The organism is Streptomyces sp. NPDC055078 (assembly GCF_053607985.1).
Genome location: NZ_JBSGUP010000209.1, coordinates 1 through 12039 on the forward strand (window position 1 = coordinate 1; position 12039 = coordinate 12039).

Annotated in this window: 11 protein-coding genes; 7 read left to right on the forward strand and 4 right to left on the reverse strand. The window is 70.8% G+C overall.

The window, feature by feature from the left end:
* Positions 1-176: 176 nt before the first annotated feature.
* The 4 genes from pgi (at position 177) to ACWF94_RS19010 (ending at position 4639) form a co-directional block, all read left to right on the forward strand.
* Positions 177-1829 carry a glucose-6-phosphate isomerase gene (pgi, locus tag ACWF94_RS18995; RefSeq protein ID WP_453489226.1) on the forward strand — a complete coding sequence of 551 codons (1653 nt, stop codon included), beginning with the start codon at positions 177-179 and terminating at the stop codon, positions 1827-1829.
* Positions 1830-1833: 4 nt separating this feature from the next.
* On the forward strand, positions 1834-2352 hold the full coding sequence (locus ACWF94_RS19000; RefSeq protein WP_453489229.1) for a PH domain-containing protein: 519 nt from the start codon (positions 1834-1836) through the stop codon (positions 2350-2352).
* Positions 2353-2513: 161 nt separating this feature from the next.
* Positions 2514-4001 carry a PH domain-containing protein gene (locus tag ACWF94_RS19005; RefSeq protein ID WP_453489256.1) on the forward strand — a complete coding sequence of 496 codons (1488 nt, stop codon included), beginning with the start codon at positions 2514-2516 and terminating at the stop codon, positions 3999-4001.
* A 221-nt stretch (positions 4002-4222) separates the two neighbouring features.
* Positions 4223-4639, forward strand: coding sequence for a hypothetical protein (locus tag ACWF94_RS19010; RefSeq protein ID WP_453489232.1), 417 nt, complete (start codon positions 4223-4225; stop codon positions 4637-4639).
* Positions 4640-4818: 179 nt separating this feature from the next.
* Here the strand turns inward: ACWF94_RS19010 and ACWF94_RS19015 are convergent, their stop codons facing one another.
* The 3 genes from ACWF94_RS19015 to ACWF94_RS19025 form a co-directional block, all read right to left on the reverse strand.
* On the reverse strand, positions 4819-5838 hold the full coding sequence (locus ACWF94_RS19015; protein ID WP_453489235.1) for an RNA polymerase sigma factor SigF: 1020 nt from the start codon (positions 5836-5838) through the stop codon (positions 4819-4821).
* Entirely contained in the window at positions 5835-6248 is a 414-nt protein-coding gene (locus tag ACWF94_RS19020) for an anti-sigma regulatory factor (RefSeq protein WP_453489238.1), read from the reverse strand. Before ACWF94_RS19020 ends, ACWF94_RS19015 begins: the two co-directional genes overlap by 4 nt.
* Positions 6249-6490: 242 nt before the next feature.
* Positions 6491-6751, reverse strand: coding sequence for a UBP-type zinc finger domain-containing protein (locus ACWF94_RS19025; protein WP_453489241.1), 261 nt, complete (start codon positions 6749-6751; stop codon positions 6491-6493).
* A gap of 237 nt (positions 6752-6988) precedes the next feature.
* Here ACWF94_RS19025 and ACWF94_RS19030 point away from each other — a divergent pair, with 237 nt between their 5' ends.
* Together ACWF94_RS19030 and ACWF94_RS19035 are read left to right on the forward strand one after the other, a co-directional pair.
* Entirely contained in the window at positions 6989-8596 is a 1608-nt protein-coding gene (locus tag ACWF94_RS19030) for a Na+/H+ antiporter (protein WP_453489244.1), read from the forward strand.
* A gap of 233 nt (positions 8597-8829) precedes the next feature.
* Positions 8830-9441 carry a glyoxalase gene (locus tag ACWF94_RS19035; RefSeq protein ID WP_453489247.1) on the forward strand — a complete coding sequence of 204 codons (612 nt, stop codon included), beginning with the start codon at positions 8830-8832 and terminating at the stop codon, positions 9439-9441.
* Between the two features lie 214 nt (positions 9442-9655).
* Here the strand turns inward: ACWF94_RS19035 and ACWF94_RS19040 are convergent, their stop codons facing one another.
* A complete protein-coding gene (locus tag ACWF94_RS19040) occupies positions 9656-10246 on the reverse strand; it encodes an N-acetylmuramoyl-L-alanine amidase (RefSeq protein WP_453489250.1) in 591 nt (196 codons plus the stop codon).
* Between the two features lie 278 nt (positions 10247-10524).
* Between ACWF94_RS19040 and ACWF94_RS19045 the strand changes: the two genes are divergently transcribed.
* Complete coding sequence (locus ACWF94_RS19045; protein ID WP_453489253.1) at positions 10525-11946, forward strand: family 2B encapsulin nanocompartment shell protein; 1422 nt, start codon at positions 10525-10527, stop codon at positions 11944-11946.
* Positions 11947-12039: the final 93 nt, after the last annotated feature.

Below are 12039 nucleotides of genomic sequence, written 5' to 3' on the forward strand. Positions count from 1 at the left end.
CACCCCAGGGGTGCCCGGCCGGACCTTTTTCGCACCTGTACGGGACGTGTACGGGCTCTCCGCTCAGCCGCCGGCCCCGGGCGCCGACCGGCCTTCCCTCACCGGCCCGTCTGATCAATTAGGTTGGAGCGGGTGGGAGAGCAGGCAGGTACGAACAGAAGTGAGCTGATGTCCGAGTGAACGCACATGGCCGCCCCCGACTCCATCAGACGCCCGAGTGGACCGCCCTCGGCAAGCACCACGACCAACTGGCCCCGACCCGGCTGCGCGAGCTGTTCGCGGCCGACCCGGCGCGCGGCAGCGCGTACACCCTGCGTGTCGGCGATCTCCACCTCGACTACTCCAAGCATCTGATCACCGACGAGACCCTGGCCCTGCTGCGCGATCTGGCGGCGGCGACGGATGTGGCCGGACTGCGGGACGCGATGTTCCGCGGCGAGAGGATCAACACCACCGAGGACCGGGCCGTTCTGCACACCGCGCTGCGCGCGCCCCGGGAAGCCGTCATCGAGGTCGACGGCGAGAATGTCGTCCCCGCCGTGCACGCCGTTCTCGACACCATGGCCGCGTTCTCCGGCAAGGTCCGATCGGGTGAGTGGACCGGTCATACCGGCAAGCGCATCAGAAACGTCGTCAACATCGGTATCGGCGGATCCGACCTCGGTCCGGCGATGGCGTACGAGGCGCTTCGCTCCTTCACCGAGCGCGATCTCACCTTCCGTTTCGTATCGAACGTCGACGGTGCCGATCTGCATGAGGCCGTACGCGACCTGGACGCGGCCGAGACGCTGTTCATCATTGCCTCGAAGACCTTCACCACCATCGAGACCATCACCAACGCCACCGCCGCCCGCGACTGGCTCCTCACCGAACTCCGGGCCGGTCCCGACGCCATCGCCCGGCATTTCGTGGCGCTGTCGACCAATGCCGGGAAAGTCGCCGATTTCGGCATCGACACGGCGAACATGTTCGAGTTCTGGGACTGGGTCGGCGGACGATATTCCTATGATTCTGCCATCGGCCTCTCCCTGATGATCGCGATCGGCCCGGACCGCTTCCGGGAAATGCTCGACGGCTTCCATCTGGTCGACGAACACTTCCGTACGGCACCCGCCGAGGCCAACGCACCGCTGCTGCTCGGTCTGCTGGGGATCTGGTACGGCGAGTTCTTCGGCGCCCAGTCGCACGCGGTGCTGCCGTACTCCCACTATCTGAGCAGGTTCACCGCCTATCTCCAGCAGCTCGACATGGAGTCCAACGGAAAATCCGTGGACCGCGACGGCCATCGGGTCGAGTGGCAGACCGGCCCCGTGGTGTGGGGCACCCCCGGCACCAACGGCCAGCACGCGTATTACCAGCTGATCCACCAGGGCACCAAGGTCATCCCCGCCGACTTCATCGGTTTCGCCCGGCCGGTCCCCGATCTGCCGCCCGGCCTGGTCGCCCAGCACGATCTGCTGATGGCCAACCTCTTCGCCCAGACCCAGGCCCTCGCCTTCGGAAAGACCGCGCAGGAGGTACGGGCGGAGGGCGTCCCCGAGGAACTGGTGCCGCACAAGACCTTCCCGGGCAACCACCCCACCACGACGATCCTCGCCGATGAGCTGTCGCCGTCCGTGCTCGGCCAGCTGATCGCGCTGTACGAGCACAAGGTGTTCGTCCAGGGCGCGATCTGGAACATCGACTCCTTCGACCAGTGGGGCGTCGAGCTGGGCAAGGTCCTCGCCAAGCGGATCGAACCCGTACTGACCGGCGGCGAGGGCGGCGAGCACCTCGACAGCTCGACCGCGGCGCTCATCGCCGCGTACCGCACCAGGAGAGGACGCTGATCCGATGACGACGGCGGGGGAGGGCGAAGGCGAAGGCGCGGTGCGGCTCAGGCCGCCGAACAACCGGCTCGACAGACGGGCCGTGCCCTGGTGGCGGGTCCAGGCGCTGATCACCACCGTGGTGCTCGCCGTGGTGCCGGGGGTGCTGGGCTGGCTCATCACGCCCGCCCGCACCTGGCTGCTCGCCACCGCCGCGGCGCTCGCCCTGCTGGGGCTGATCGCCGCCGCCGTCTTCCCCGCCTGGCAGTACCGGGTGCACCGCTGGGAGGTCACCGACGAGGCCGTCTATGTCCGTACCGGCGCCCTGTGGGTGGAGTGGCGGGTCGCGCCGATGTCCCGCATCCAGACCGTGGACACCGTACGCGGCCCCCTGGAGCGCTCCTTCGGACTGGCCACCGTCACCGTCACCACCGCCTCCTCCAAGGGGGAGCTGAAGATCGAGGGGCTCGACCACGAACTGGCGGCGGAGCTGGCCGAGCGGCTGACGCACATCACCCAGGCGACGCCCGGGGACGCGACGTGAACGACGGCGGTACGGCCCCGGGCTCCTGGGACGACCCAGGTGCCGTCTCCGGGGCGGGCGTACCCCCGGCCGGTTCAGGCGCCGCGGGAGCTGCCCCCGAACCGGTCGGCGAGGCGTGGCGCAGGCTCGACAAGCGGGCGGTCCTCGTCACCGCCGCCCTCATGAGTTCCATCGCGGGCGGTATCTGTCTGCCCGTCCTGCTGGGGCTCTCCGGCGGCGCCTGGTTCGGCAGCGGGCCCCGGCGCGGAGTGGGCATCTCCGTGCTGCTGAGCGCCGGGGTGGCGCTGGTCCTCGGCGGCGCGGGCGCCGAATACCTCAACTGGCGCAGGACCCGCTATCGCATCGGTGCCGACCGCGTCGAACTCCACACCGGACTGCTGCTGGTGAAACGGCGCTCCCTGGCCCGTGAGCGCATCCGCAGCGTCGATCTGACCGCGAACCCGCTGCTGCGGATACTCGGCCTGGTGAAGGTCCGTATCGGCACCGGCGAACAGAGCGGCAGCGGACTGTCCACCCTGATGCTCAAGGCCGTCGCCCAGCCGGAGGGGGAGCGGCTGCGCACCGAACTGCTCGGCCGCCGCAGCGCCCCGAGCGCCCCGGGCACCCACCGCGAGGGCGTCCTCGCCGCCGTCGACGCGGCCTGGATACGGTACGCCCCGCTGTCCTTCGTCGCCCCGCTGCTCGGTGGCGCGGCGGCCGGAGCGGTCATGCAGGTCAGCGACTGGTTCGGGGCCCAGAACGAGGTCATCGACTGGGTCGGCGACCGCTTCCGCGACACCTCCGTGGCCGTGACGGTCGTCGCGCTCGCCCTCGCCGCCCTGGCCGCGGGCATCGTGGGCGCCCTCGGCCTGTGGGTCGAGATGTGGTGGAACTACCGCCTGGAGCGCGAGCCGGGCGGCACCCTGCGGGTACGGCGCGGACTGTTCACCGCCCGGTCCATCTCCATCGAGGAGCGCCGGCTGCGCGGGGTCGAGCTGATAGAGCCGCTCGGTGTGCGGTTGGCCGGCGCGGCCCGGGTGGACGCGGTCGCCACCGGCATCGCCCAGGACGAGCAGGACAAGAACGCCGACCTTCAGGTGCTGCTGCCGCCCGCGCCCCGCGCGTTCGCGGACGCCGTGGCCGGGCAGGTGCTGCGCGAGCCGGTCACCCCGACGAGCGCGCCCCTCACCCCGCATCCACCGGCCGCCCGTACCCGCCGGTTGCGCTGGGCGCTGTGGGCCGTGCTCCTCCCGCTCGCGGTGCTCACCGCGCTGGGCCTGTGGCTGACCTCCGTCCTGCTGTACATCGCCGCCGCCTGCGCCGTCGTCGCGCTGCCGGCCGCCGTCCTCCTCGCCCTGGACGCCTACCGCAGTCTGGGCCACGCCATCAGCGGCGACTACCTCGTCACCCGCTCCGGCACCGTCCGCCGCGCGACCGTCGCCCTTCAGCGCGGTGGAGTCATCGGCTGGACCGTCCAGCAGTCCGTCTTCCAGCGCCGCGCGGGGGTGCTGACCGTCATCGCGACGACGGCGGCGGGGGCCGGGGGGTACGCGGTGTACGACGCGGGGGAGAGCGAGGGCCTCGCCTTCGCCTCCACCGCGGTCCCGGACCTGCTGGAGCCCTTCCTCACCCGGACCCCCGCGCCCGGCGACCCGGGTCCCTTGCACTGACCGTGCGGCCCCTGCGCCGCGCCTCACCGCTTGTGGCGGGTTCGTGTCGGGGCGCTGCCCCGAACCGCCCCCTACGCCCTGCGGCGTGGGGGGACCCCCAGCTCCTCAATCTCCCCCAGAGCTTCGCCTGGGAGGGACCCCAGAGGGGCTGGATTTGGCCGGAGGGGCTGGTTCATGGCCGGGCTTCGTCCGCAGGGTGGGGTGGCGGCTACGCTGCTGGGGTGAGTACTGACCAGACGCCTCGCCCTGCCCGCGTGACCGCCGCGGCGGCGGTGTCCGGCCTGGAGGGGCTGGCACTGGCCGGGTACGGCGTCTACATGCTGGTGATGGGGCTGCTGGGGCGGCCCGACAACCCCTCGCAGGCGGAGATGGGCGGAGTGACGATGATCGCACTCGGCGCGCTCCCCCTGATCGCCGCGCTGGGGCTGCTGCGGCAGCGCAGCTGGAGCCGGGGCCCGGCGCTGATCACGCATCTGCTGGCGCTGATCCCGGCGTGGACGCTGCTGCGGTCGACGAGCGGACTGATCCCGCTGGGCATCCTGGTCGCGATGGTGGCCGTGTCGGGCCTGGTGCTGCTGGTGCACCCGACGACCACTCAGGCCCTGGACATCCGGGGGCCGGGCGCCCGCGACGCCTGAGGGCACCGCGCCCCGTACTGCCCGGGGCCGCGCCTGTACCCGGGGGCCGCACCCGTAATGCCCGGAGACGCCCTGAGGGGCACCGCACCCGTACCGCCCGCGACGAAGTCCCCGTCGGCGCGGGGTGCGGACGGCCGGCCCGGGGGGAGGCGCGGCGGGTGGCCACGCCTCCGGGGCGGTTACTCCTCCACCAGGAGCTTTTCCCGGAGCTGGGCGAGGGTGCGGGCCAGCAGCCGGGAGACGTGCATCTGGGAGATGCCGACCTCCTGGGCGATCTGGGACTGGGTCATATTGCCGAAGAAACGCAGCAGCAGGATGCGCTTCTCGCGCGGCGGCAGATCCTCCAGCAGCGGCTTCAGCGACTCGCGGTACTCGACGCCTTCCAGCGCCTCGTCCTCCGCGCCCAGGGTGTCCGCGACGGCGGGGGACTCGTCGTCCGTGTCGGGGACGTCCAGGGAGAGGGTGGAGTACGCGTTCGCCGACTCCAGGCCCTCCAGCACCTCCTCCTCCGAGATGCCGAGCCGCTCGGCCAGCTCGTGCACCGTGGGGGAGCGGCCGTGCTGCTGGGACAGCTCGGCCGTCGCCGTCGTCAGCGCGAGGCGCAGTTCCTGGAGACGGCGCGGCACCCGGACCGCCCAGCCCTTGTCCCGGAAATGGCGCTTGATCTCGCCGACCACCGTCGGGGTGGCGTACGTCGAGAACTCGACGCCCCGGTCGGGATCGAACCGGTCCACCGACTTGATCAGCCCGATCGTGGCGACCTGGGTGAGATCGTCCAGCGGCTCCCCGCGATTGCGGAACCGCCGCGCCAGGTGCTCGACCAGCGGGAGGTGCATCCGCACCAGCTGATTGCGCAGCTCCGCCCGCTCCGCCGAGCCGTCGGGCAGCTCGCGCAGCTCGATGAACTTCGCCCGCGCGCCACTGCGGTCGTGCGGATCGTGACGCTGCTGCTTCTCGTGCACATGCTCGCTCATGTGGCCTGCCCTCCCCAAGGGCTCCGCCCGGGCAGGGGTCCCTTCGGCGGAGCCGGAGGTCGCACCCCCGGCCCGCGCCTGCGCGTCGCCCGCCGCGGCCGTCTCACCGTCGAGTCCGTCCACCGGGTGCGGCCGGGCCTGCTGCTCCGGGATCTCGTGCACCGCGGGAGGCTCGTCCCGCACCGGACCGTCCTCGTTCCGCACCGGACCGTCCCCGTTCCTCACGCCGGCCCGGGTCCCGCGCCGCGCTGCTTGTACAGGCTGATGGAGACCGTACGGTCGTCGGCGACCGTGGATTCGACCTTGCCGGCCAGCGCGGACAGCACCGTCCACGCGAAGGTGTCACGCTCGGGCGCCCGGCCGTCGGTCGTCGGCGCGGAGACCGTGACCTCCAGCGAGTCGTCGATGAGCCGGAAGACACAGCTGAGGACCGAGCCGGGAACCGCCTGCTGCAGCAGAATCGCGCACGCCTCGTCGACCGCGATCCGCAGATCCTCGATCTCGTCCAGGGTGAAGTCCAAACGCGCCGCGAGTCCGGCCGTGGCCGTGCGCAACACCGACAGATAGGCACCCGCAGCGGGCAGCCGGACTTCCACGAAGTCCTGGGTCCCGGGCTCGCCTGTGATCTGGGACACCCTCACCTCCAAGGAGACACACGCTCTTTCGGGGCCGCGGGAGTGATCCCGAAGCCGTCGCTACGCAGTCGTACGTAGCCGGTACTGGCCCGGCGACGCTATCGCGATCCATGGTGCCCTGTTCGCCGGACCCCCACTCTCAGCCGCTGTCACTCATGGTAGGCATACGACCACGCACAGTGCCTAGGGGTTTGCGGGGTCCAATTGAACGGAAGTGGTGGAGGGTTGAACGTACCCACGGGTCAGACGATCGAACCGTCGACAAAGCACCACCGCCAGCTCTCGTCCGGCTCGAAGCTCCGCATCACCGCGTGCCCGGACTCCGTGAAGTGCGCCCGAGCGTGCCGCAGCGGTGACGAGTCGCAGCAGCCCACATGGCCGCAGTCCAGACAGAGCCGCAGATGCACCGGCTGAGTACCGGCGATCAGGCACTCCGGGCAGGTCTCCGTCAAAGGCGGGGGCTCGGGCCGGGGCAGCGCTGCTACATGCGGACACTCGCTCATGATGGCCAGGTTACGGCGCGGACGGCGGACCTTCACGGCGAGAGCGCGGCAATATCCGGCGGGCAGGCTTCGGGGCCCGGCGGGTCTCGGACCCGAGGGCCCGGCGGACAGGTTCCGGGGTGCCGAGGGCACGCCCGGGGGCGGTATATGTGACATGTGCACGTAGATGGCATAAACCGGTGACGACAGATCGCCTTCCCCCGGCGACGACGCCCGGACGGACGTGAGGAACGGCGTATGGACCCACTGCCCCTGGTGGCGCTGATCGCGGTCAGCGCCGTGATCGCGGGAGCGGCCCGCAGGACCCCCGTACCGGCGCCCCTGCTCCTGGTGACCATGGGACTGATCGCCGCGTACATCCCCGGAGTGCCGGACTACACGCTCGATCCGCACATCGTGCTGCCGCTGCTGCTGCCGCCCCTGCTGCACATGGCCGCGCTCGACAGCTCGTATCTCGATCTGCGGGCCAACGCCCGGCCGGTGGCGCTGCTCTCGGTCGGCTATGTACTGTTCGCCACCCTCGCCGTGGGCTACCTCGCCCATCTGCTGATGCCGGACCTGCCGCTGACGGCGGCGCTGGTGCTGGGCGCGGTGATCGCGCCCCCGGACGCCGTCGCCGCGACCGCGATCGCCCGGAAGCTCGGGCTGCCGAACCGGATCACCACCATCCTCCAGGGCGAGTCCCTGGTGAACGACGCGACCGCGATCACCGCGTACAAGGTCGCCGTCGCGGCGGCCGTCGGAGAGGGCGCGAGCTGGGCCGGGGGCATCACGGAGTTCGCCGTCGCCGCGATCGGCGGGGTGGCCGTCGGTCTGGTGCTGATGGTGCCGATCCACTGGCTGCGCACCCACCTCAGGGAGGCGCTCCTCCAGAACACCCTGTCGCTGCTCATCCCCTTCGTCGCCTACGCCGCCGCCGAGCGGGTGCACGCCTCCGGAGTGCTCGCCGTGGTCGTCGTCGCCCTCTATCTCGGCCACCGCCGCTGGCAGGTCGACTTCGCCACCCGGCTCCAGGAGGAGGCGGTGTGGCGGATGGTCGCGTTCCTCCTGGAGTCCGCCGTCTTCGCGCTGATCGGCCTCCAGCTCCCGTACGTCCTGGAAGGGCTCGGTGAGTACGGCGTCGCCGAATCGCTCTGGTACGGGCTCGGCGTCTTCCTCCTCGTCGTCGTGGTGCGGTACGTCTGGGTCTTCCCGGCGACGTTTCTGCCGCGCAAGCTGTCCCGGCGGATCAGGGAGCGGGAGCCCGGTGTCGACTGGCGGGCGCCGGTGATCGTCGGGTGGGCCGGGATGCGCGGGGTCGTCTCGCTGGCGATCGCCTTCTCCATCCCGCTGACGACGACGGGCGGCGACCCGTTCCCGTCCCGCAACCTGGTGCTGTTCCTGACCTTCACCACCGTGATCGGCACCCTGGTGGTGCAGGGGCTCACCCTCCCCGCGCTCATCCGCCTGCTGAAGCTCCCCCGGCGGGATGCCCATGCCGAGACCCTGGCCGAGGCCCAGGCGCAGAACGAGGCGTCGCAGGCGGCCGAACGCCGGCTGGACGAACTGCTCGCGGACGAGCGCAACACGCTGCCCCAGCCGCTGGCGGACCGGCTGCGGACCGTCCTGGAACGGCGGCGCAACGCCGTCTGGGAGCGGCTCGGGGCCGTGAACGAGATCACCGGCGAGTCGACGGACGAAACCTACCGCCGGCTCGCCCGGCAGATGATCGACGCCGAGCGCGAGGTGTTCGTCCGGCTGCGGGACCAGCGGCGGATCGACGACGAGATGATGCGTGCGCTACTGCGCCGCCTGGACCTGGAGGAGGCCGCCGCCTATCGGGAGGAGGACAGCGACTCCGCCTGACCCGTGAGGACGGCGACTCCGCCTGCCCTGAGGACGGCGACGACCGCGCTGCCCCGGGGCGAAGGCGCCCTCGGCGGCCGGCGCGGTCGGACCGTAGAGCCTTTTTTGGCCACAAACAGTCGTTCCACGGCCAGCCCGACGCACTCTTCGAACGTTTGGGCGAACGCGGTCGATGTGACACCGGTCAGGATTCAAGAAGCGCCGGTCACCGGGCCGCGGCTAGCTTGAATGCCATGAACTCCATCGATTGCCTCACCCTTGAGGTGGCCGACCCCACGGCCGCCGAGCGTTTCTACACGGATGCCTTCGGCCTGGGCAGACAGGTACGTCTGCGGCCCCCGGAGGGGCCGACGTCCGGCTTCCGCGGGTTCACGGTGTCGCTCGTGGTCTCCCAGCCGTCGATCGTCAACGGCTTCTTCGGCGCAGCCCTGGCCGCCGGTGCCACCGAGCTGAAGCCGGCCAAGAAGTCGTTGTGGGGCTACGGCGGCGTCGTGCGGGCCCCGGACGGGACGATCTGGCAGCTCGCCAGCTCGTCGAAGAAGGACACCGGACCGGACAGCCGAAAGATCGATGAGATCGTTCTCCTGCTGGGCGTCTCGGACATGGCCGCGACCAAGCAGTTCTACGTCGACCGCGGCCTCACGGTCGCGAAGAGCTTCGGCAGCAAGTACGTCGAGTTCGACGGTTCGTCGAGTCCCATCAAGCTGTCGCTGTACGGACGCCGCGGCCTGGCCAAGGTCGCCGGGGTCGCGCCGGAGGGCAGCGGGTCCCACCGGCTCACGATCGGCGGCGACGCCGAAGCCTTCACCGACCCGGACGGGTTCAGGTGGGAGCCCGCGGCGTGAAGCCCCGGACCCGCGGCGTGAAGTCCCGGATCCGCGGCGTGAAGTCCCGGACCCGCGGCGTGTGGCGGCCGTAACCGCCGGGGACCCGGCCGGGGACCGCCGCACAACCGCCGCACAACCGTCGCAGGCCACCGCGACGTCCCCGTTCTCGCCACCAGGCGGTTCTCCCGGACGCCGGACGACGGACACCGAAAGCCGGGCGCGTCGATGTCTGTCACTTCAGGCGTTCGTGGATGCGCTCGCGCATGGAGGCCATGGTGAATCCGCGCGGGTCCGGCTTGCCCGGCTGCCACTCCAGGTGCCCGACGACCGAGCGTGCGGTCCAGCCGTGGTGGCGGCAGACCGCGGCGGCGGCCTTCTCGATGGCCTCCAGCTGGACCTTGGGCCAGGGGTCCTTGCCGTCGCCGAGGTTCTCGCACTCGAAGCCGTAGAAATGGCGGTTGCCGTCGGTGTTCGCCTCGTTCGCGGGCGGGAGGGCCTTCTCCGCGATGACCGCGCGCAGGACGTCGTCGTCGCCCGACCCGGCGTGGTTGGTGCGGCCGTAGCCGACGAGATGGACGGTGCCGTCCTTGGCGATGACACCGTGACACAGCGGGCCCGGCAGGTCGCTGTGGCCGTCGCGGCAGAGCGCGACCGTGTGCGCGGTGCCCTTGGTGACGGTGTGGTGGATCATCACGCCGTGCACGGGGCCCCATGGCCCCTTGTGATTGCGGTTGTGCGTGCGCCAGTCGCCGACCTGGACGACTGTCAGCCCTTCGGTGCGCAGTGCGTCAAGGAAACTGCTCGCGGGCATAGGTGAGGACACGACCGGCTCCAGGGAGTGCGAGGGCACGGTGCGAAATGCGCCGTACCGTGCTTTTACTCCACCTGCCGTGGGAGAGCCACGCGTTCTAGGAGTGTGCGAACCGATCCGGTCAGCGCATCGACCGGACTGTCGAGTTCCGTGCAATGTGCCCAGGTGGTACGGAAATAGTCCCATCCGTTTGTGTAATGGACCGGGGGCAGTGGGTGCTGGAAAGCTTTCTCTCGCAGGTCAGGCCATGAGCCGGCCTGCGGATCAGGCCATGATCGAGAGGGAGTTCTATGTCGGTTGGTTCGGTTGGTTCCGTCGGCGACGAGGTCCGTGAGCAAGCGCCGAAACAGCAGAGCCTCGGCACCGCAGCCGCAAGGAACCTCGCGACCACCACCAAGTCGGTTCCGCAGATGCAGGAGATCACCTCGCGGTGGCTGCTGCGTATGCTGCCGTGGGTGCAGGTGCAGGGTGGCACCTACCGGGTGAACCGCCGTCTGACGTACGCGGTGGGCGACGGCCGGGTGACCTTTGTGCAGACCGGTGACCGGGTGACGGTCATCCCCGCTGAACTGGGCGAGCTGCCCGCCCTCCGGGAGTTCGCGGACGAGGCGGCCCTCGCCGAGCTGGCCGCCCGCTGTGAGCAGCGGGAGTTCGCGGCGGGCCGGGTGCTGGCCGACGCGGGTACGGCGACGGACCGGGTCTTCCTGCTGGCGCACGGCCGGGTGGAGCAGATCGGCACCGGCCCCTATGGGGACGAGGCGGTCCTCGGCGTCCTGGCCGACGGAGCGTATTTCGGTGAGGACGCGATCGTCGACGGCGACGCCACCTGGCAGTACACCGCCCGGGCCGCGACAGCGTGCACGGTCCTCGTGCTGACCAGGAGCGATGTGCTGAACCTCGCGGAGCGCGCCGAGTCGCTCCGCGAGCATCTCGCGGGCCTCGCGGCCATTCCGCGACAGCGGACCAACAAGTACGGCGAGGCGGCGATCGACCTCTCCGCGGGTCATGTCGGCGAGGCGGTCGTCCCCCACACCTTCGTGGACTACGAAGGCGCTCCGCGGGAGTACGAGCTGAGCGTGGCCCAGACCGTGCTGAAGGTCCACAGCCGGGTCGCCGATCTCTACAACCAGCCGATGAACCAGACCGAGCAGCAGTTGCGGCTCACCGTCGAGGCGCTGCGCGAGCGCCAGGAGGACGAGCTGATCAACAACCGCGAGTTCGGGCTCCTGGCCAACTGCGACTACGGGCAGCGCCTCCAGCCGCACGAGGGCGCGCCCACCCCGGACGACATGGACGAACTGCTCTCCCGGCGGCGCGGCTCCAAGCTGTTCCTCGCCCACCCCCGGGCGATCGCGGCGTTCGGACGCGAGTGCAACCGCCGGGGGCTGGTCCCCGACAGTGTGGAGATCGGGGGCAGTCATGTGCCGGCCTGGCGCGGGGTGCCGATCTTCCCGTGCAACAAGATCCCGGTGACGCAGGCCCGGACCACCTCGATCATCTGTATGCGTACGGGTGAGGCCGAGCAGGGGGTCATCGGCCTCCAGCAGGCCGGTATCCCGGACGAGATCGAGCCGAGCCTCTCCGTGCGCTTCATGGGCATCGACGAGCAGGCGATCATCTCCTATCTGGTCACGGCGTACTACTCGGCCGCGGTTCTGGTCCCCGACGCGCTGGGAGTCCTGGAGAACGTCGAGGTGAGCCGCTGGAGCTGACTCCGGCACCGGGCGGGGGTGCGTCTGTGCCCGCTCACCCCCGCCCGCGCCCGGCCCCTTTCGTCCCGCGCCCGACCCGCACCGCTCTGCCTC